At 43.2% G+C, this 20,555-nt stretch carries 19 protein-coding genes; 3 read left to right on the top strand and 16 right to left on the bottom strand.

What is annotated here, in order from left to right:
* Positions 1-13: 13 nt before the first annotated feature.
* The 16 genes from QNN06_RS19835 to QNN06_RS19910 all read right to left on the bottom strand — a co-directional run bounded on the left by QNN06_RS19835 (position 14) and on the right by QNN06_RS19910 (position 17,774).
* On the bottom strand, positions 14-526 hold the full coding sequence (locus tag QNN06_RS19835) for a DUF3189 family protein (protein ID WP_213119119.1): 513 nt from the start codon (positions 524-526) through the stop codon (positions 14-16).
* Positions 527-608: 82 nt separating this feature from the next.
* A complete protein-coding gene (locus QNN06_RS19840; RefSeq protein WP_284035825.1) occupies positions 609-1,592 on the bottom strand; it encodes a quinone oxidoreductase family protein in 984 nt (327 codons plus the stop codon).
* 114 nt (positions 1,593-1,706) lie between these two features.
* A complete protein-coding gene (locus QNN06_RS19845) occupies positions 1,707-2,924 on the bottom strand; it encodes a CaiB/BaiF CoA transferase family protein (RefSeq protein ID WP_284035826.1) in 1,218 nt (405 codons plus the stop codon).
* A gap of 60 nt (positions 2,925-2,984) precedes the next feature.
* On the bottom strand, positions 2,985-4,154 hold the full coding sequence (locus QNN06_RS19850) for an acyl-CoA dehydrogenase family protein (RefSeq protein ID WP_213119116.1): 1,170 nt from the start codon (positions 4,152-4,154) through the stop codon (positions 2,985-2,987).
* Between the two features lie 190 nt (positions 4,155-4,344).
* Positions 4,345-5,145, bottom strand: coding sequence for an enoyl-CoA hydratase/isomerase family protein (locus tag QNN06_RS19855; RefSeq protein WP_284035827.1), 801 nt, complete (start codon positions 5,143-5,145; stop codon positions 4,345-4,347).
* Positions 5,146-5,159: 14 nt separating this feature from the next.
* Complete coding sequence (locus QNN06_RS19860) at positions 5,160-6,101, bottom strand: hydroxymethylglutaryl-CoA lyase (protein WP_284035828.1); 942 nt, start codon at positions 6,099-6,101, stop codon at positions 5,160-5,162.
* A gap of 133 nt (positions 6,102-6,234) precedes the next feature.
* Positions 6,235-6,813 (bottom strand): Fe-S-containing hydro-lyase, encoded by a 579-nt coding sequence (locus tag QNN06_RS19865; RefSeq protein WP_213119113.1) that lies wholly within the window; start codon positions 6,811-6,813, stop codon positions 6,235-6,237.
* Between the two features lie 12 nt (positions 6,814-6,825).
* Complete coding sequence (locus tag QNN06_RS19870; RefSeq protein WP_349654920.1) at positions 6,826-7,677, bottom strand: fumarate hydratase; 852 nt, start codon at positions 7,675-7,677, stop codon at positions 6,826-6,828.
* 22 nt (positions 7,678-7,699) lie between these two features.
* Positions 7,700-9,217 (bottom strand): FAD-binding protein, encoded by a 1,518-nt coding sequence (locus QNN06_RS19875; RefSeq protein WP_284035830.1) that lies wholly within the window; start codon positions 9,215-9,217, stop codon positions 7,700-7,702.
* Between the two features lie 53 nt (positions 9,218-9,270).
* Positions 9,271-10,626, bottom strand: coding sequence for an MmgE/PrpD family protein (locus QNN06_RS19880; protein WP_284035831.1), 1,356 nt, complete (start codon positions 10,624-10,626; stop codon positions 9,271-9,273).
* A gap of 61 nt (positions 10,627-10,687) precedes the next feature.
* Complete coding sequence (locus tag QNN06_RS19885) at positions 10,688-11,353, bottom strand: GntR family transcriptional regulator (RefSeq protein WP_217036264.1); 666 nt, start codon at positions 11,351-11,353, stop codon at positions 10,688-10,690.
* Positions 11,354-11,444: 91 nt separating this feature from the next.
* Entirely contained in the window at positions 11,445-12,911 is a 1,467-nt protein-coding gene (locus QNN06_RS19890) for an SLC13 family permease (protein WP_217036262.1), read from the bottom strand.
* Between the two features lie 71 nt (positions 12,912-12,982).
* Positions 12,983-14,335: an MmgE/PrpD family protein gene (locus QNN06_RS19895; protein ID WP_284035832.1), complete on the bottom strand. Its 1,353-nt coding sequence runs from the start codon at positions 14,333-14,335 to the stop codon at positions 12,983-12,985.
* Positions 14,336-14,997: 662 nt separating this feature from the next.
* Positions 14,998-15,861 (bottom strand): HpcH/HpaI aldolase/citrate lyase family protein, encoded by an 864-nt coding sequence (locus QNN06_RS19900; RefSeq protein WP_284035833.1) that lies wholly within the window; start codon positions 15,859-15,861, stop codon positions 14,998-15,000.
* 90 nt (positions 15,862-15,951) lie between these two features.
* A complete protein-coding gene (locus QNN06_RS19905; RefSeq protein WP_213119105.1) occupies positions 15,952-17,220 on the bottom strand; it encodes a TRAP transporter large permease in 1,269 nt (422 codons plus the stop codon).
* Entirely contained in the window at positions 17,217-17,774 is a 558-nt protein-coding gene (locus QNN06_RS19910; RefSeq protein WP_213119104.1) for a TRAP transporter small permease, read from the bottom strand. The genes QNN06_RS19905 and QNN06_RS19910 overlap by 4 nt, the downstream gene beginning before the upstream one ends.
* Before the next feature lie 224 nt (positions 17,775-17,998).
* Between QNN06_RS19910 and QNN06_RS19915 the strand changes: the two genes are divergently transcribed.
* From QNN06_RS19915 to QNN06_RS19925, 3 genes are read left to right on the top strand one after another with little or no spacing between them, the layout of a single operon-like run.
* Complete coding sequence (locus tag QNN06_RS19915; protein WP_213119103.1) at positions 17,999-18,583, top strand: amino acid synthesis family protein; 585 nt, start codon at positions 17,999-18,001, stop codon at positions 18,581-18,583.
* Complete coding sequence (locus tag QNN06_RS19920) at positions 18,580-19,533, top strand: NAD(P)-dependent oxidoreductase (protein WP_284035834.1); 954 nt, start codon at positions 18,580-18,582, stop codon at positions 19,531-19,533. The genes QNN06_RS19915 and QNN06_RS19920 overlap by 4 nt, the downstream gene beginning before the upstream one ends.
* Positions 19,478-20,536, top strand: a complete 1,059-nt coding sequence (locus tag QNN06_RS19925; protein WP_284035835.1) for a DctP family TRAP transporter solute-binding subunit — start codon at positions 19,478-19,480, stop codon at positions 20,534-20,536. The genes QNN06_RS19920 and QNN06_RS19925 overlap by 56 nt, the downstream gene beginning before the upstream one ends.
* Positions 20,537-20,555 lie beyond the last annotated feature (19 nt).

The following is a 20,555-nucleotide window of genomic DNA, read 5'->3' on the forward strand; positions in this document are numbered from 1 at the left end:
GCTGTTTCTCCCATTACTTATACATTTCATTGTCTAAAATAATCACATTTTCATTGAATGGGGTTTTTCCGACTTGTTTGGTGTTTTCCACCAACCGATAAATATTATCGCAGCATTGCTTGGCACCTCTCACTAGTAACGGTACACCAATAAAGTCTATCTTTAAGCCTCTAGAAAAAAATCCCCCAAAAGACATTGAAAGCGGAACGGTTGGTGAGGTATTGGAAAAAACGATTTTTTCTTCAAACTGAAATTTCTCTTGAAGTAGTAAAATCATCTCCTTCATCGCTGGTACAACGAGTTTGTTTCTTTTCCGGCCAATCGTATAAACTTTGTTCCCATCCTCATCCGTACCATGAAAAATGAGTTTTCCAAAATCCTTTTTCGTAAGTTTGTTAAAATATTTCACATTTAATATTTCTTCGGTAGTTAGTTTTCTTTCCGATTGAGGTAATTGTTTTAAATGATAGGCCGCAGCCAAAGAAGTAGTATGTGTGCCGCCATAGTCATTATAAATATAAATCATGGGAATTCCCCTTAAATATTTTATTTATATTTAATATGGGTATTTATTCCTCTTTTTAACCAAAGTAATAGGTATGAACTAATTAAAAATTTGGATCAACATTCAATATTATTTTTCCTATACTTAGCCTATTTTCCATAAGGTTATGGGCCTCTGCCGCCTCTTCCAACTTGTACTCATGTCCCACTTTAATATTCAGCTGATTATTCACTATAAGAGGAAAAACTTCTTCAGCTGTTTCTTTTAATAAATGCGGCCTTAGCTTTCTCGTTGTCCCTAGACTAAACCCTAATACATTTCTGCAGCTAGCATGTAAATCTACTGTTTTTATATTTCCTATATGGCCGCTGGAATTACCGAAGTGGACCAGCCTGCCATATGGCGCTAAACAATTGAAGCTATTTTCCGTGACGGCTCCAGAAATGGAGTCGAGAACAATATCCACACCCTGCCCATTGGTAATCTCATTTACGATGGGAGCGAAATCTTCCTCCTCATAGCAAATAACGAAGTCGGCTCCACTTTCTTTAGCCATTTTTATTTTATCCCTGCTGCCGACAGTCCCAATGACCTTTGCTGCTCCCAATATCTTGGCAACTTGTATGGCAGTTGTCCCTACTCCGCCAGCAGCCGAATGAACTAATACTGTTTCTCCCTTTTCCATGGCAGCGATATTTTTCAATAAACGGTACGACAAAAAAGACACAATCGGACAAGCTGCTGCTGTCTTGAAATCCAATTCATCCGGGATGGGAAAGACTAATTGATCCGATGCCACCACATATTCCGCATACGAACCATTTTTCGGGAAGGCGATGACTCTTTGTCCTTCTTCAAGCCCCGATACCTTGCTCCCTATCTTTTCAATAAAGCCTGTGGCATCTAGACCTGGGATAAACGGTAGTGTTGCTCCTTTTTGCCCGTATCTAGATTTAATATCGGCAAAATTCACACTCGTTTTCACAACTCTAATTAGTACTTCATTGTCAGCTATAACTGGCATTTCAACATCTTTATATTTTAGGTTTTCTGTACCGCCAAAGCCGGTGACGACAATTGCTTTCATTACGGTTTCTCCTCTCTGTTCCCTTTTACATTTACTGTATTTCCTGGCAATTAATATTGTCAACAGGAAAACGAACGCCCACTGCCTACATTTTAGCAGTGGGTTCCTTGTAAACTATTTATGCGATTCTAGCTTTTTAGCGTCTATTTGGATGGTCCCATCCTTTAAAAGCTGTTCTATTAGTTCTTTGTTGTAACCAAGCTTGCCTAATATCTCCTCTGTATTCTCGCCCAGTTTAGGCGGGGCCTTTTGAATGGACACCGGTGAACTGCTAAGCTCAAAAGGAAGTCTTGGCAGTTTGAAGTCTTTAATAGTTGAGTGTTCAACATCAGTCCACATCTGGATCGCTTCTGTCTGCTGATCCTGGACTACTTCTGATATTTTCTTCACCTTTGAGCTTGGGACTCCTGCATCTACTAATAGCTGTACCCACTCATCCGCCGTTTTAGCTTGGAGAATGTTTTCAATCGCCACTCTTAAATTTTCTCGATGCTCCACTCGCTCAGGGTTATTTTTGTAGCGCGGATCCTCAACCCATTCTTCCTTTCCGAGTACCTTGCATAAACGTTTGAATAAGGAATTATTGGAGATTCCAATAATCACAGGTGCGTCACTTGCGTGGAAGGCCCCATACGGTGCAAACGCCGTATGTCCGGCACCATTTTTCTTAGGCTCCGTACCTGTCGCAAGCCATGACAGCATATGATAGCCGACCCAGAAGACCCCAGTTTCATAAAGGGAAGTAGTGACTAATTGTCCTTCTCCCGTCATTTGTTTATGAAAAAGTGCCGAAATCACCCCAATCGCTCCCCACATCGCACTCCCTTGATCGAGGACTGAAACTGGAACACGGGCAATCTCTGCCCCTTCCGCACCGTTAATTCCAATAATGCCGGAATCTGCTTGGGCAATGGCATCGTAACCGGGGCGGTCACAAAGAGGGCCATCTTGGCCGTAGGCTGATAAGGAACAATACACCAACGAAGGATTCAGTTCTTTTAGACTCTCATAACCAAGGCCCATTTTTTTCGCTTTTTGAAAGCGGAAGTTTTCTACAAAAACGTCTGCAGTCTTGACAAGGTCGTAGACAATCTCTCGGCCGCTTTCCTTTTTTAAATCGATGACGATCGATTGTTTATTACGGTTGATATGAAGGAAATAAACACCTTCCCCTTCCCAAAAAGGACCCATTCCTCTCGAATCGTCACCAATATCAGGTCTCTCAATTTTAATAATTTCTGCACCTAAATCAGCTAGAATCATCGTTAAACTTGGCCCTGAAACATTTGTTGTTACATCCACTACTCTAATGCCGCTTAGTGGTCCTGGCATCTTGGCTCCCCCTTTTCAAAGAGAGGACCCTTTTTTAAAAAAGGTCCTCCTGATGTTGTTTTAGAATGAACGTGGTAATCCAAGGACATGCTGTCCAACAAAACTTACAACCAGGTTATTGGTAATCGGTGCTACGATGAATAGACGTGCTTCCCTAAATTTCCGTTCGATGTTGTATTCTTTTGCGAAACCATATCCGCCGAATGTGTCCATTGCGGCATTCGCTGCGCGCCATGTAGCTTCGGATGCAAGATATTTTGACATGTTCGCCTCGGCCCCGCAATCCATTCCAGCATCAAACATTTCAGCAGCCTTATCTCTCATCAATTTAGCGGCTTGGATATCCATATAGCCTTTAGAAATTGGGAATTGAACCCCTTGGTTTTTCCCAATTGGACGGCCAAATACTTCGCGCTCATTGGCATATTGGACCGCTTTATCAACAAAGTACATGCCATCACCAATGGATTCAGATGCAATGAGAATTCTCTCTGCATTCATTCCGCCTAACACATAGCGGAATCCTTTTCCTTCTTCCCCGATTAGATTTTCAACCGGGATTTCCGCTCCTTCAAAAAATACTTCTGTAGTCGCATGATTGATCATCGTATCAATCGGGCGGATGTCGATTTTATCCGCTTGTTCCTTCATGTCTAAAATAAACAGGCTCAACCCGTCAGTCTTTTTTGCTACTTGGTCTTTTGGTGTCGTTCTAGCCAATAACAACATTAAGTCGGAATGCGCCGCTCTTGATGTCCAGATTTTTTGACCATGAACCACGTATTTGTCTCCAACTCTTTCAGCAAAGGTTTGGATGCTGGTTGTATCGCTTCCAGCGGTAGGTTCGGTGATGCCGAATGCTTGCAGGCGAAGTTCGCCGCTTGCGATCTTAGGAAGATATCTTCGTTTCTGGTCCTCATTCCCATGGCGGAGAAGAGCGCCCATGGTATACATTTGGGCGTGGCAGGCACCGGAGTTGCCGCCTGAGCGATTGATCTCTTCTAAAATGATGCAAGCTTCCGTCATTCCTAGTCCAGCACCGCCGTATTCTTCAGGAATTAATACGGATAACCATCCCTCTTCGGTTAGCGCTTGGACAAAGGCGGTAGGATAAGCATCTTTTTCATCAGTTTCCCGCCAGTATTCCTCCGGAAAGCGCTCACATAAAGCTCGAACGCTTTTCCGAATCATTTCGTGTTCTGTGTTTTCTACTAGTTTTGTATTTGTCATTTTTATATACCTCCACGATCATTTTTTAATGGTTTACATAGTACTGTTTTGTATACCCGCAAGTTGGACTGGGTTATCCGCAAGTAAAGACCGTTTATCCGCAAATTACACTCGGTTTTCCGCAAGTTACACTCGGTTTTCCGCAAGTTACACCCACTTATCCGCAAATAACCCTTACCTATCCAACGAGTTAACGCCCTTTCCACTCCGGAGCCCGCTTTTCATTAAAGGCATAAATGCCTTCCAACCGGTCTTCTGAGTTAGCACATCTATAGTAGGCTTCTAATTCTAAGGCAAGACCCGTGGCCAAATCTGTTTCAGTCCCTTTACTAACCGCTTTCTTTAAAGCTTTTAAGGAAAGAGGTGCATTTATAGCAATGGTTTCAGCTAGTTTAATAGTTTCCACTAAAAGGGCTTCACTCTCAAATACATGGTTAATTATTCCCCACTGCTTACCTTCTTCTGCTGTAATCCGTTTCCCGGTATACAACATTTCCTTCGCTAACCCAATTGGTAGAATGCGAGGAAGCAATTGAGAACCGCCGATGCCAGGAATTAATCCCAGTTTCGCCTCCGGCAGTCCGAGTCCAACACCCTCTGCTGCGGTTCGAATGTCACAGCTTAGAGACATTTCAAGGCCGCCTCCCAGTGCGTAACCATTAATGGCAACAATCACTGGATACGGGAATTCGCGGATACACTCGGTTACTTTTTCAAAATAATCATGCTGTTTCTTCCAATCCTTCTGGGACATGCCATTCCGCTCTTTCAGGTCGGCCCCCACACAAAAGCTCTTAGTCCCCGACCCGGTAAGCACCAAAACACGGACCGTTTCATCGTATTTTAATTCCTCAAAAGCTTCGATTAATTCCAACGCCATTTTTGTATTCATCGCGTTCATGGATTCCGGACGGTTCAGGGTTAAAACGGCGATTCCTTGATGGCTCTCCGCCCGCTCTAGTTTGATCGTTTCATAGGTTTTAACAAGCATATATCCTCATCCCCTCAACATAAAGAACTTGTAGTTTTATTTGGTACAGGATACAAGCGTGAGCTTTTCCCTGCTTTTGCGACTTGACCTGGCAAGTCATGTTCCAGTAATTCCCCCAGCCGATGGGAAGCTTCGATTAAACCATCAAGACCGATAGAAGTGCGGACGCCCATTTCTTCTAACATATGGACCACATCCTCCGTGCAAACATTACCTGTTGCGCCAGGGGCAAATGGACAGCCGCCAATCCCGCCTAAGGATGCGTCGAAAACGGTGATCCCAGCTTCTAAACCGGCAAGGATATTGGCAAGCCCCATTCCCCTTGTGTTATGGAAGTGGCAGCCAAATTCAACATTCTTCCATTCATTCATGACTTCCTTCGTCAATTGATAGACCTGCTTCGGATTGGCCATACCTGTTGTATCTGCTAGTGTAATTCTTTTGATGTTATGTAAGAGAAGTTGTTCAATCAGATTCATGATGCGTTGTCGCGGAACTGGACCTTCAAAGGGACAGCCAAATGAGGTAGCAACTGTAACGTTAAGGTTGATCTCGTTATCTGATGCAAATTGAGATAAATGCTTGAAGTTTTCCAATGACTGTTCGGTGGTCTGCCGAACATTCTGTTCGTTATGGGTATTACTTGCTGAAAAAACATAATTGACGGACTTTACGCCTGTTTGTTTAGCCAGCTCGAGCCCCTTCAAATTAGGAACAAGAGCGATCAGGCTCAGCTCAGGGTATGACTTTAGATGTTCGTGAAATGCTGCCGTATTGGCCATTTGCGGGACGAGTTTTGGATGAACAAACGAACCAAATTCAATCTCGGATACATTCGCCTTCTGCAATAAAGAAAAAATCTCAACCTTCTCATCCACCGTTAATACTTTTGACTCTAACTGAAGCCCATCCCGTAAGCCTACTTCGTAAATCGTGACTTGATTAGGCAATTTCATTGTATGGTTCCTCCAACAGGAAAATGATGTTTTTCTATATAAATAGGATACTGTATCCAAAATACATTTTCAATAGTTTTTCGAATATTCATAAATTTATTTCTCCTTTCTCAAAAAAACAAGGCTGCCGACCTTAACAGTCAGCGCCTTGTACATGATTTTGCTCAAAAAATTGCTGTTTCCCTATTTTGTACCAGTCATTTCCCTTACTATCAATGATGACCACGGCAGGAAAGTTTTTGATGGTTAATCTATAAATCGCTTCTGGGCCCAGGTCTTCGTAAGCGACCACTTCTACAGATTGAATGGTTCTGGCAATCAATGCTCCCGAACCGCCGATGGCAGCAAAATAAACGGCTTTATTTTTCTTCATCGATTCAATGACTTCTTCACTGCGGTAGCCTTTTCCAATCATTCCTTTTAAACCAAGATCCAATAAGACGGGAGTATATTTGTCCATCCGGCCGCTGGTGGTAGGACCGGCTGAACCTATCACAGCTCCTGGCTTGGCAGGAGTCGGACCGACATAATAAATCGTTTGTCCGGCAACATCAAAAGGTAATTCTTCCCCTTTTTGCAGCGTTTCGAACATTCTTTTATGGGCAGCATCCCTGGCTGTATAAATGGTTCCGCTTAATAATACTCGATCGCCCGCTTTTAATTTCAGCAATTCTTGTTCGGATATTGGATTGGTGATTTGAATAGCTGACACTAATGCTCCCCCCTAAATTCTGACCTCTTTATGCCTGCTGGCATGACAGTTCAAATTCACAGCGACGGGCAGCGCGGCAATATGACAAGGTTCAATCTCGATTTTCACATCAAGAGCCGTTGTATTTCCGCCCATTCCTTGCGGTCCAATACCTAGCTCATTGATTTTTCCCATCATTTGCTTTTCCAGCTCCGCGATTTCCGGCCGTTCACTGCGATGACCAATTGGCCTAAATAACGACTTCTTCGCTAAATAGGCACAACGCTCGAAATTCCCGCCGATTCCCACTCCAACCACTAACGGTGGACAGGCATTCGGCCCTGCCTGGGCGACAATGCTTAAAATATAGTCCTTAATCCCGTCTAAGCCGTCTGCAGGCTTCAACATCTTTAAGGCACTCATATTTTCACTGCCGCCGCCTTTAGCCGACATATGAATGACCAGGTCCTCACCCGGTACCAATTCAATATGAATAATCGATGGGGTATTATAGCCCTTACTCTTCTCCCTAGTGATCGGATGGTCAACAATTGAGTGTCTTAAATAGCCCTCTTCATAGCCTTTCTTTACTCCTTCGTTAATCGCATCGTACAGACTGCCGCCGCTAATGTGGCAATCCTGTCCGACTTCGACGATAAAAACGGATACACCTGTATCCTGACACATCGGCACGCGCTCAGACCTAGCGATATCAGCATTCAGCAGCAATTGCTCTAAAATGTCTTTCCCTGTTTCGGAGGTTTCTTTTTTCAAGGCAGCTTGAAAGGCTTGAATAACATCCTGGCCCAGCTCAAAATTGGCCTCTTGGCACATGTTGGCCACCTGATTGACAATCTCTTCATAAAAAATCGTTCGCACAGCCATCTTCCCCTTTATGTAAAAAAAGTTATGTCCTTTCACTCACAGTTTCTTGCCTGAATTCAATGGTTTTCCCTTTAATAACAAGGTTTCCTTCCCATTGTTTCTGTTCCCCTCTTACATCCTGAAGGATATGGGCCCCTCTGCTTTCTTTCCTCATCGCTCCGGCAAACGCGGCTGCCCATGCTGCACGGACTTTATCTTGGAGCTGAAGTGCCGTGACTCCTTTATCCTCATTTAATTCCGCCGCCAGTAGGTCTAATTCTTTTTCCGCCCGCTGTAAGGAATTAGTGGTTCTTTCGATGCCAACAAGGTTCCACATGATTTCTTTTAGTCGTTGAGATACCTCCAACTCTTTTCCATTAGGTAAAGTGTTTTCCCCAAAAGCAGGGATCTCGAACGCTTTTGAAACGGACACACCTTCTTGAGCCGCCATCGTGCCGGTCCGACGCCCAAACACAAGTGCTTCTGTCAGGGAACCTCCTCCAAGCCGGTTCGCCCCGTGGAGTCCGCCGGATGTTTCCCCACAGGCATATAATCCTTGTAAACTCGTTCTGCCCCATTCATCCACTTTAATCCCGCCCATGCAATAATGCTGAACAGGGTACATTTTCCACTCCCCTTGATGTCCTTTTTTAACAAGCCGGTATACATATGGACTGTCCTTCGCCAAATCCTCAGCAGAAACATTAGAAAAGTCTAGGTACACATCGTTTTGTTTGAACATTTCGTAGCTTAGAATATCTCGTGTTTCCAGCTCTTTTCTTGGAAAATCCGCCATAAAGCGTTCCGCACCCTCATTTAAAAGGACGGCCCCTTTTCCAAAAATCCTGGTCATGACATCTACGTTCGCAGGATGTTGGAGCCGGTACGGATAAAACTGAACAAATTCCATACCGACCAGCTCGGCACCATGTCTCCACGCCATGCCAATCCCCTCTCCTGATACATCCTTTGGATTATCAGTAGACGCATAAAGCCCTCCGAATCCACCTGTTACTAGTATCGTAGAAGGCGCATAAAAAGCATGTAATTCCGCTGCCTTTTCAACGACCACACCGACCACAACCTGGTCCACCTTGATTAAATCAATCAAGGTGGACTGCTCAAACAATTCTACGCCGATTTCCAGCGCATATTGTCTTAATACCTTTGTTGTGTTTTTCCCGAGGCCGTTTGCGGCATAAACCCTGCGCGGAAACGAGTGTCCGGGCGTACTGATTTTCCGCTCTCGTTCCAAGGGGATGCCGAATTTACTCTCCAGTTCGTTGACCCTGAAGGTACACTCCTCAGCTAAAATTCTCGCTAGCATTGGATTTGATAGATTTCGGCCGCCACGAATCATATCTTCGAAAAAGGTTTCGGGCGAATCCCCTGTTGAAAAAATGGCTGATTGGACACCATCTGAAATAACGGATGAACCGCCGAATCCGGCTTTCCCTTTGGTGATTATGGCAACACGTGCCCCTTCTTCCCTAGCCGCTATCGCTGCTGCAAGCGCAGCCTGGCCCCCGCCAATCACGATGACATCAACATTCATGGGCATTTTTCAAACCACTCCCAATAATTTAGTTCGATATGAAATAAGGATATCCTCCATTACTGCTTTAAATGGCTGATTTCATGTTTCCTCAGCCATTCTCTCGTGCTGGATGAATCTAATTTAAAAATCGCTTCTACCTCTTCCTCAGGATGTTCTAATTTTTCTGCAGTCATCATGATAAACTTCTGGATTAGTTCCTCTTTTGTGGCCATTTTTTCAGGGTCACCCTTTGGATAATCGGTTGCTTGTTCAAAAATTTTCCCGTTTGTAAGAGCAATTTCGACTTTGGCGCCCCATTTTTCCGGATAGGCTCCCTCATAATAGGCATCGACGACTACGTCTACTTTTTCCATAAGATTTAAAATCTCGGAATCTTGTAAGCTCTCATTCGTAAAATCCTGTAACGAAGCGGAGCCCTTTACTGCGGCCAATGCAGCGCAAAACTGACTGCTGAATTTACAGGCGTAGATACTGTCAGGGTTGGGTTTGTCGGTAATATTCAGGACGGTTTGATAGGTCTTTATCGTGATTTTTCCTATCTGTTGATACGCAATGGAATGTTCATTCATGATGTCGAGGATACAATCGATGGCTGGATGGGTATGGCGGCATGATGCATGGATCTTAAAGCTGTTCTCGATTATTTTCCATTCAGTTCCAAGATTCTTCGTGATTTTCGATGGATCTGCTGATTCAGCCATCGCGTTAAAGAACCCTCTTTTTCCTTCTAAAATTTTTGTTGCTCCTGAGAAATTCTTTTTGGCAAGCAGGGCGGCGAGTGTCCCGTTGTAGGCTGCTTTAGCGGTGTGTAATTGTTTTGTGTTGGCCCCGTCTTCGATAAATTCCCACAGTCCTGCCGCCTGACTGCCGGCATTTCCGAGGGCATGCATCGTTTGCTCCACATTTAAGTTTAATAGCTTCGCCACAGCAGCTGCGGAGCCATATGTACCGCATGTGGCGGTATTATGCCAGAAATAATAGTGCGATGGAGACACAGCCTCGCCAATTCGGTAACACACTTCATAGCCAACTGCTACTGCGGTAATCAATTCTTTCCCGCTGAGGTCATAGGCTTCTGCTGCGGTAACTGCGGCCGGAATGACTACTGTGCCGGCATGTATAATAGAAGATTTATGAATATCGTCGAGCTCCACAATATGGCTGGAGGCGGCATTGACCAGCACTGCATTGCCTAGTGAGGATTTTCCTCCCGTGACGAGACTTGCTTGTTCATGACCGCCCCATTCTTCGACAAGTTCCTTCACCGCCTGAATAGGCGGCATTTCTTTTCCAGCGATGGCAGAGCCATACCAATCTAGGATACAGATTTTCGTAAACTCCACGACATGTTCAGGTAAATCTTCAAAACTCGTTTGGCACACATATTCAGCTAATCTTTTCGATAGTGTCATTTTACTTCCCTCACATTCTTGTATTGGATATTGGATACAATTTTATCAAAAAAAGAGAGAACTATTTTTTTCCCTCTTCTTTTAATCTTTTCACTAACATATTGCCGGTTCGCGAAATATGGTTGGAAACGAGATTCGCTGCAGTTTCCTTGTCTCTATTTAACACGGCATTTAAGATACTTCTGTGCTCAACATTTGATGTTTCCTTTTGACCTTTTAAAATATGTGGAGTTTGCTGCGGCAAACCATTCCACAAGGTACTAATGAAGGAATTGAGCCGTTCCCAGCTGCACCGCTTCATTAATAGACGATGAAATTCAATATTGTAACGGATAAAATCATCCACATCTTCGCTCGCTTCCATTTGCTCTACCAAGGACGTTAATTGTTGATGGTCTTCATCAGTTAAATACTCCACACTTTGGTAGACAGCCATTTTTTCCAATTCCGTCCGGAGAGCATATATCTCTTCGATATCGCCTACTTCAATCGACTTAACGACTGCCCCTTTATGCGGCTCAAGCTTGATCAGTCCTTCTGCTTCGAGTTTTTGCAGAGCTTCCCGGATTGGCATCCGGCTGACTCCCATCGCATCGGCAAGATCCGATTGTTTAAGGCGTTGGCCAGGTTTTAACTCTCCTTTTAAAATGGCTTCGCGAATAATATTACATACTTTTAAATGCAAGGTATCTCTGTTTTCTATCATGAGTCGATTTTTTTCAAGCATATTAAATACCTCTTATTATCCTATTTTTGATTAGGATACAGAATCCGTTTTCAAATGTCTATAGATTAAGCTTATTTCTCATAAATATTTCTTATAGAAGCCCAAGCCAGTTCCACCAAGTAACCGCAATCACAAGCACAACGACACTCATTAGACCCGTTAACCACAATCCAGGCATGAGGAACTCTTTTTGCTGAATCCGGCCTGAACTATAGACAATGATATTTGGCGTGGCTTCTACAACAAGAATATAGCCATGTAAACAAGCTATAGAGGCTGTCAAACAAATCAGCACAGGATCTGCCCCGGCTTTGGTGGATAAGCCAATAAAAATCGGGACAAGGGTGACGACCGCCGTTGAAACATTTGCCACTGCTAAATGAAGGATATGGGTAATCACCAGAATCGTGATGACGGCGACAACCGGTGAATGGAGAAAGTAGAGAATCCAATCTGAACTTAAGCTGTCTCCAATCAACTTGGCTGCTCCCGACTTATTGAAAGCGTAGCCTAGAGACAGTGTTACCCCCATCAACAGGACGGTATCAAAATTGATTTTTACTAAATTGCCCCAACTGGTGAAGCCGATTCCCGGTAAGGCCATTAACACCACCCCAATCAGTGCAGGCACACTGGGGTGCAGCCCATGCAGGGGCTCAGTAAACCATAATGCCACGATAATGAAGAGGATGGCTAAACACTTTTTCTCCTCAACATTTAACCTCCCTAATTCCTCCAGCTTATTTTCCAATTCTTGTTGTACATGAGGAAAGTGTTTCTCTTCTTCTGTTAAGGGGAAGCTTTTCAATAAAGTAAACCATAGTATTGGGATCATGATGAGCCAGATTGGGAAGGTATAGGTAAACCACTGAATATAGGTGATTTTAATCCCGACAAACTCTTTTAATAATTCAACCGTTAAAATATTCCCAATCGCAGCCGTCATCACCGCAGTACCACTGACTGTCCCGCCAAACGCCACGCCAAGAAGAATCATTTTTCTAAGATTCCCTTTTGCCTTTTCCCCGATGGTATCAAGTGACATTGTTGCAATCGGAAGCATCAGCTGCGCACGTACTGCAGCGGCTGGGATAAAAAAAGATTGGATTTGTGGAATCATTAGGATGCTTGCCAAGAGCCCCTTAGCCGTACCTCCCCATTTTGATAAGAAAAAATAGGCGATTCTTTTGGTCAGTGTCGTATCATTGACCCCTTTTGCCAGCATCATCCCGCCAATGATCAGAAAAACAGCGGGTGAAGCAAATCCACTATAGACGACATCCGTTGTGACTACTCCGAATACGAGCATTATTATTAATAAAATAACCGCTGTTAAGCCAATCGGAATCGGCTCAAACGTCCAGTAAAACACACTTAGTACCAAACAAGACAGCATCATTCTGGCTGATCCTGTATAGTTGGCGGGAAGGATAAAATAGACTCCCGCCATCAACGCGATTCCAAGGAGCAATAGGATAATTTTTTTTACTTCTAGGGAAGACTTTTGCTTCTGCTTCGCTACAACATTTACTTTCACCCTTGTATTTGGGAAAGCCATAATTCTCTCCTTTTTCGATAGAAATACATAATCACCTTAGGAACCTAACCGCTGTTCCCTCGGTGATTTGTTTAGTATTGATTGGCGGTCTCTTTTGGCTGGCAGAGCTGGAAGAACGAAGTCAAATCCTCGACCTCTTCAAAGCGGTCGATAAGGTCAATGAGTTCATTTTTTGCCGCCGAACAGATGATTTCTCCTGTAACATCCAGGAATTTCTCTTTGATTTGTTCATCTGACATTGGAGTATCCGCGCTTCCAATCGCATGTTCAACAAAAAGAGAGATTTCCCGGCCATCTGTTAACTTAACAGTTAAATGAACCTGATCTTCTTTTATCTTCTCATCGATCACAAGCGTTATTTTGTCACGAAGATTTTTTACAGAAGGGTCGTTCACATATTCATCAGTGAATTCATAGACGCCTGCCTTCAGGTTAAAGAACCCGGCTGCAACACAATGATAGACACTAAACTTTCCTTCCAGTCCTGTTGTGATGGCCGTTTTGCCAGTTAGTTCTTTCACAAGTGGATGGGCCGTGATAACGATTGATTCCACTTCTTCTGCTTGCAGTTTATGCTCCTTTTGGATCGTAATAATGGCATCAATCGCCGGATGGGTAACGATTCCGCTAGCAAAAGGCTTGTAGCTGTTTTTCTCTACTTCCCATTTTTCACCCCATTGTTCTGTCACGAGCTCAGCCTTATTTTCTTCGGATAACACGTTTAGGAATCCCCGCTGTGCTTCAAGCGACTGTTTGGAGGCTGTAAAACCCTGAGCCCCAACAAGTGCAGCTAATAAACCATTCATCGCCGCTTTTCCCGGGTGATAAGGCTTTGTCATCGTGCCAAACATTTCGCGTAACCCAGTTGGGTCGGTTGCCGCGATCCCCAGGGCATAAATGGTTTTTTCAACGTCTAATCCCATCAGCTTACAAATCGCTGCTGCCGCTCCAATTCCGCCCACACTACCGGTAATATGCCAACCGCGCCAGTAATGAGACGGATAGACACTTAAGGCAAGCCTTGCTTCGACCTCGCATCCAATAATAAATGCTTCAAGAACATCCTTCCCGGTTTTCTTTTGCTGCTCGGCATAAGCGAGGATGGCTGGAAAAACAGGTGCTGACGGATGTAAAACCGTTTCTAGTAAGGTATCGTCAAAATCAAAGATATGCGATGACATCCCATTTAATAGGCTCGCAAACAGGATATCGACTTTTTCATTTCTTCCCAGCACAGTTGCTTGCGGCTGACTGGCCGTTAATTTTGACACGTTCAGCACCATATCCATCGATTCATGGTTGGCCGCGCCGATCGCCACCCCAAGCCAGTTTAATAGACTTCTTTTGGATTCTCTGATCGCATTTTGGCTAAAATCCTCGTAAGAAGTATTGGTAATATGTAAAGCTAGTTTTTCGGTTACCATTTGGTTGACCTCCATTATTCTCGTTTTCTCTTAAAAATCGATATTGTAGAACCCCTCTTCATGACCGGTTTTCGGGTACGTAGAACTTCTCTACGTGTCCGGTTTCTACTCCTGGACCGGTTTTCGGGTACGTAGAACCTCTCTACGTGACCATTTACTGCACATGAACCGGTTTTCGGGTACGTAGAACTTCTCTACGTGTCCGGTTTCTACGCATGAACCGCTTATTGGGAACGTAGAACTTCTTTACGTGACCGGTTTCTACTCCTGGACCGGTTTTCGGGTACGTAGAACTTCTCTACGTAACCATTTACTGCACATGAACCGGTTTTCGGGTACGTAGAACTTCTCTACGTGACCATTTACTACTCCTGAACCGCTTTTCAGGAACGTAGAACTCCTCTACTTGTCCGGTTTCTGCACATGAACCCCTTTTCGGGTACGTAGAACTCATCTACGTGACCATTTACTACTCCTGAACCGCTTTTCAGGAACGTAGAACTCATCTACGTGACCATTTACTACTCCTGAACCGCTTTTCAGGAACGTAGAACTCATCTACGTGACCATTTACTACTCCTGAACCGCTTTTCAGGAACGTAGAACTCATCTACGTGACCATTTACCACTCCTGAACCCCATATCGGGCACGTAGACCCTCTCTATGAAACTCCCGACGACTCTAATAACGCTTTCGCTTTTTTATAAACCGGATAATCCACCAGTTTATTCCCTACAGCAATCGAGGCAATCCCTTGCTGCTCAGCAGCTTCAAAGGCATTGACAATTTCTAATGCCGCTTCCATTTCCTTTTTGCTTGGCGAGAAAATTTCGTGTATTGGCTGCAATTGCTTAGGATGGATGGCCAGCTTCGCCTTGAACCCAATTTTCCTCGCCCTATGTGACTCATTAATGAGCCCTGCTTCATTTGCAAGATCAGGGTATACCGAATCTATCGGACTGCCAATCCCCGCTGCTTTCGACGCAGTTACCACCTGCGACCTGGCAAAGAGCAGTTCTATTCCCTCATCCGTTAGTTCGCAATCGACATCCAAGGAATAATCAATGGAACCAAATGCTAATCTTTTTACCAAATAATGGGCTGATGCGATTTCATAGGCAAATTGAACCCCTCTGGCCGTTTCAATTAACGGGATTACGGAAAAGGAATGAAGGTCCCTTTTCTGTCTTTCAAGATTAATTAAAGCTGTTTCACATAACGTCTTTATGCTAACCAAGCTTTCAGCCTTTGGTACCATGACACCGCTGGCTCCGGCTTCAATGGCAGCTTCTAAATCCTCTCGCCAAAAATTCGTGGTCATATCGTTGATTCTAATCAACACATCTTTCTCCGGCTGGTTATTTAGGAGAAAATGTTTCGCACGTTCTCTTGCCTCTTGTTTTTCAGAGATCGCTACGGCATCCTCAAAATCAAAAATGACACAATCGGCAACACTTGCCAGCGCTTTTTCAAACATTCTGGTGGAGGCCGCAGGAACAAATAAATAGGATCGCATTAATTCCATCAAACTCCTTATTTTGGGATATTGGATACAGAAAAAGAACAGCTTACCCTAGTAAATGAGTAAGCAGATTCTCTTATTTTGGAAATCAGGTTATTTCGCTAAAAGCAACGATACCTGTGGGAAAATCACCACGATAGCGAGCGCTAAAACCATAAGCGCAAAGAATGGCAGCACCCCTCTAACAACTTCCCCAACCTTTTCCCTCGTGATTCCACTGACTACAAATAAATTGAGCCCAACAGGTGGAGAAATCATCGCTAACTCCATGTTTATGGTCATAATAATCGCAAAATGAATGACATTAATATCAAATATTGCAAGTACAGGTAAAAGAATTGGCAGTGTTATTAAAATAATGGCGACGGCTTCTAAGAACATACCCAATATAAAGAACATAATATTGACACCAATGATAAAGAGCCATTTATTGCTTGTACTTGTTTCAATCCAGGTTGCAAATGCCTGAGGTACTTGTTCTGTTGTCAGGAACATACCAAAAATCATTGCCGATGCGATGACTAGAAAAATCATCGACGTAATATTGATAGACTCCTTCGTGACTTCTCTAAATGTTTTAAAAGGCATTTCTTTGTAGATAAAGACAGAAACAATTAATCCGTAGAAGCAAGATACAAATGCAGCCTCTGTTGGTGTTACCGCACCAGAATATATTCCACCTAAAATCAAGACTGGCAGAAAAAATCCCCAAGAAGCTTTCGCTGTCTTTCTCCATCTTTCCTGCATCGACTGTTTTGGCAATTTACCAAAGTTATGAATTCTTGCATGAATAATCGCAGAGATTAATAGGATTCCACCTAACAATAAACCAGGGATGATACCAGCTGAGAACAATTTTCCGATTGATTCTTCGGCCACCGTTCCATAAATGATTAATGGAATCGAAGGTGGAATCAAAATTCCCAGTGTCCCTGATGCGGCTACAAGCCCCATTGCATATCTTTTACCATATCCAGCTTCCACCATCGCCGGTATCATAATACTTCCGACAGCCGCTGCTGTTGCTGGGCTTGAACCAGAAATGGCTGCAAAGATCATACAAGCAAGGATGGTGATGATCGCCAACCCTCCACGGATATGCCCTACCCATGATTTTAATGCCTCAATTAAATAGTGTGAGATACCGCCTTTTGACATAATAATTCCGGCAAATACAAAGCCAGGAATGGCCATTAGGGTGGCTGAGTTTAATGAATTAAACATTTTCTGAATAACGGTGTAAAGGGTAAAATCTGCCATTGATAAAGCGATGACACTTGATAATCCTAAACTAACAGCGATCGGTACGCGTAATAAACACAGGACTGCAAAAATTATGAATAGCATTAAGACTGGATTCATGCTCCTACCCCTTTCTCACCTGATTTTCCATCACCATTTTGCATTGATTCATATAGCTGTTCAATCTCGCCGATAAGCTCGCTTTGATCACCTCTCGCCGCTCTGTAAGCCTTTACAAAAAAGTAGAATCCGAGAAGTCCCATTCCGATTGGAAGAACCAGATATGAAATCCAAATTGGAATCCCAACATCAATTGTTTTAATTCCTTGTTCTTTTGATAGCGTTATTAATTCAATGGAAGAATAAGCAAGGTAGAAGGAAAATCCACCACCAATTAGATTACTAATCGTTGCAACTATTCTTTTGAGACCTTTCGGAAGCACGTCAAATAATAATTCTACTTGGATGTGCCGGTTATCCTTCAGCGCCAGCCCAAAACCGATAAATATGGACCACGTAAGTAGAAATTCAAATATTTCCGTAATCCATGATTCTGGTGCATTGAGAACATACCTTGTAAAAACTCCGTACAAACTTACGACTACTCCTCCAATAAACAGCACTCCTGCCAAACCTTCTTCGATGTGATCAAGCCATTTAAAGAGTTTCTTCATAAAAATCAACTCCTTATTCAGTAGATTGTATCCAATATACAACTGGACCTTAATTTAAAATATACAAGATAGTTTCCAAAAAATAAACAGAAAATTTATTTTATTTTATATTTTTTGTGTATTCACAACATTTATTGTTTTTGTTATAGTGGAAATATCAGCATTTGTTGAAACAACTCGGGTGTAGATTGTATCCAAAATCCATTATAATGAGGAGGTTGAAGATGAAATTAGAAATAAGAAAAATTGTGACCATCTCGGAGGAGACCTTTATAGAAGGTTTCAAAAAAGCAGATAAGCCCGTTCGGGTCGCTGCTGCTCTAGCCGTCATTAAGAATCCTTATGCCGGCATATACGTAGAGGATCTACTTCCTCTGATCAAAGCCTGTTCTGAACAGCTCGGTGAACTTTTGCCAAAGAAGGCAATGGAAGCTTTAGGCGTTACAGGTGATGAAGTCGAAGGCTATGGAAAGGGTGCACTAGTTGGACTTGATGGAGAAATCGAACACGGTTCTGCCATTATCCATACCCTAACGTTTGGAAATCCATTTCGGTCCCAATGTGGAAATGCTGAAACGCTCCTTCCTTCCGCTGAGAAACGGGGTGCCGCCGGCAGCAGTTTGGATTTAGCGATTAAACACAAAATGGATGCAAAAATTCGCAGCCACCACATGACCTTTGAAACAAGGATTCCTGATGCACCTCGAAACGACGAAATTGTCATCGCCGCCGTCGTCACCACGAGTGGACGGGCGCACCCGCGGATTGGCTCTTTACATAAAGAGCTTGAAGGAGTTTTTCCTTCATGATTCAGAAAATAGGTTTTATCGGGCTTGGTAAAATGGGCTTGCCTATGGCAAAAAACCTAATAAATAGCGGATTTACTGTTTACGGCAGTGATGTTAACGAAGCCGCTATCAATGAATTCCAGAGCTATGGCGGGAAACCGGGCTATTTTACTGATTGGATTCACCATGTACAATGTATCATTCTTATGCTTCCTTCATCTAAGATCGTAAATCAAGTCATAGACCAAATTATTGACCATTTCTCCTCAGATCAACACACTCACCAAGAACCATTAGTCATCATTGATATGAGCAGCTCCTACCCTGATGAAACGAGAAAGAATTTTAAAAAATTAACAGAAAAAAATATTGAATTTATCGACGCACCCGTCAGCGGCGGGGTCAAGAAAGCAGTCACTGCTCAGTTAACCATCATGATCGGAGGACCAGTGGAATCATTTACTAGATGTAAGCGTTTGCTAGGTTCGATGGGCAGTAACCTCTTTCATGTTGGTCCAATTGGAAGCGGTCACTTAATCAAGGCCATTAATAACTATCTTTCTGCTGCTCATCTGTTAGCGAGCTGTGAGGCCGTTCAATTGCTCCAAAGTTTTGATGTGGAACCGGAGAAAGCGATTCATGTATTTAATCATAGTACAGGCCGAAGCGGTTCAACAGAGTATAAATTCCCATCCTTTATCTTAACGGATAGTTTTGATTCAGGGTTTAGTCTGGAACTGTTAAGAAAAGATCTAGAAATGGCGAATGGGTTATTTTTAAATGCGGAGGCGGCGACAAATCTGCCGCAGCTCGTGTTTGACAGATTCCATGAAGCAAGTGTTGCACTAGATAAGGATGCGGACCATACAGAAATCTATCAATTTGTATCAAGTTATTTATTAAGGGGGAAATCAAATGAAAAAGATTCAGAAACTATTGATAGCAACAGTAACTCTTCTATTAGTATTTAGCCTTGCAGCCTGCGGCTCTTCTTCAAAAGAAACAAGCGGTAGCTCATCTAGCGGTGAAAAGGGCAAATCTGGTGATGGCGTTCAGGAAATGACCATCAAAATATCCCACGTTGTCGCGGAAAACACTCCTAAGCAAGCCGGGGCCCTTGCCATGAAAGAATATATCGAAAAAGAATCCGGCGGTAAAATCAAGGTTCAGGTTTATCCAAACAGCCAGCTATTCGGTGATAAAGATGAATATCAGAACTTAGTAGCCAACAACGTCCAGTTCATTATCCCGGATATGTCCAAGTTGGTTGGTAATGACCCTGGCTTTAACGTCCCTGCTATGCCTTTCTTGTTTAAAGACGATGCAGCGGCAGAAGCTTTCTGGGATGGTGAAAAAGGCAAGGAAATCTTTAAACGGTTAGAAAAGGACGGCGTGCTAGGTGTTGCAATGTGGCCAAATGGTGCAAAACACATGACAAATAATAAGAAACCGATTACGAAGCCAGAAGACTTAAAAGGCTTAAAAATTCGTACTCAAGGCGGTCAGTTGCTCGAAGAAATTTATAGTAAGCTTAATGCTGGTTCCGTCTCCATTCCATTCAACGAGCTTTACACTGCCCTCCAGCAGGGGACGGTTGATGGAGAAGAAAACACTTTTAGTAACATCGAATCAAAGAAATTCGATGAAGTGCAAAAGTATACAACTGTAATGGGACATACTCGCGTGGACTATGCTTTATTAACCAATACGAAATTCTGGGATGGTCTGAATGATAAAACGAAAGCCATTGTTCAAAAAGGTGTGGAAGAAGGAACAAAGGTTGCGCGTGATTCTGCAAAGAAATTAAATGATGAAGCTCTTAAAAAGCTAAAAGACCGTGGTCAAACCAAGATTAATGAGCTTTCTCCAGCAGAAATTGAATCATTCAAAAAGGATCTTCAGCCAATTTATGATGAATGGGCTAAGAAAATCGGCGAAGATATCATTAAGGATGCAGAAAGCAAGAATAAATAATATTTAGTGCAAGCCCCTA

This window comes from Neobacillus sp. 114 (genome assembly GCF_030127045.1).
GTDB classification, from domain to species: Bacteria; Bacillota; Bacilli; order Bacillales; family Cytobacillaceae; genus Neobacillus; species Neobacillus rhizophilus.

Bases quoted from the DNA above. Each gene is read 5' to 3' on its own strand.
- QNN06_RS19905 (WP_213119105.1), bottom strand. From the start codon at position 17,220: ATGAATCCAGTCTTAATGCTATTCATAATTTTTGCAGTCCTGTGTTTA.
- QNN06_RS19910 (WP_213119104.1), bottom strand. From the start codon at position 17,774: ATGAAGAAACTCTTTAAATGGCTTGATCACATCGAAGAAGGTTTGGCA.
- QNN06_RS19900 (WP_284035833.1), bottom strand. From the start codon at position 15,861: ATGGAATTAATGCGATCCTATTTATTTGTTCCTGCGGCCTCCACCAGA.
- QNN06_RS19870 (WP_349654920.1), bottom strand. From the start codon at position 7,677: ATGGCTGTGCGAACGATTTTTTATGAAGAGATTGTCAATCAGGTGGCC.
- QNN06_RS19855 (WP_284035827.1), bottom strand. From the start codon at position 5,145: ATGCTTGTTAAAACCTATGAAACGATCAAACTAGAGCGGGCGGAGAGC.
- QNN06_RS19860 (WP_284035828.1), bottom strand. From the start codon at position 6,101: ATGAAATTGCCTAATCAAGTCACGATTTACGAAGTAGGCTTACGGGAT.
- QNN06_RS19875 (WP_284035830.1), bottom strand. From the start codon at position 9,217: ATGCCCATGAATGTTGATGTCATCGTGATTGGCGGGGGCCAGGCTGCG.
- QNN06_RS19835 (WP_213119119.1), bottom strand. From the start codon at position 526: ATGATTTATATTTATAATGACTATGGCGGCACACATACTACTTCTTTG.
- QNN06_RS19915 (WP_213119103.1), top strand. From the start codon at position 17,999: ATGAAATTAGAAATAAGAAAAATTGTGACCATCTCGGAGGAGACCTTT.
- QNN06_RS19840 (WP_284035825.1), bottom strand. From the start codon at position 1,592: ATGAAAGCAATTGTCGTCACCGGCTTTGGCGGTACAGAAAACCTAAAA.
- QNN06_RS19880 (WP_284035831.1), bottom strand. From the start codon at position 10,626: ATGACACTATCGAAAAGATTAGCTGAATATGTGTGCCAAACGAGTTTT.
- QNN06_RS19920 (WP_284035834.1), top strand. From the start codon at position 18,580: ATGATTCAGAAAATAGGTTTTATCGGGCTTGGTAAAATGGGCTTGCCT.
- QNN06_RS19925 (WP_284035835.1), top strand. From the start codon at position 19,478: ATGAAAAAGATTCAGAAACTATTGATAGCAACAGTAACTCTTCTATTA.
- QNN06_RS19850 (WP_213119116.1), bottom strand. From the start codon at position 4,154: ATGACAAATACAAAACTAGTAGAAAACACAGAACACGAAATGATTCGG.
- QNN06_RS19890 (WP_217036262.1), bottom strand. From the start codon at position 12,911: ATGGCTTTCCCAAATACAAGGGTGAAAGTAAATGTTGTAGCGAAGCAG.
- QNN06_RS19845 (WP_284035826.1), bottom strand. From the start codon at position 2,924: ATGCCAGGACCACTAAGCGGCATTAGAGTAGTGGATGTAACAACAAAT.
- QNN06_RS19895 (WP_284035832.1), bottom strand. From the start codon at position 14,335: ATGGTAACCGAAAAACTAGCTTTACATATTACCAATACTTCTTACGAG.
- QNN06_RS19885 (WP_217036264.1), bottom strand. From the start codon at position 11,353: ATGCTTGAAAAAAATCGACTCATGATAGAAAACAGAGATACCTTGCAT.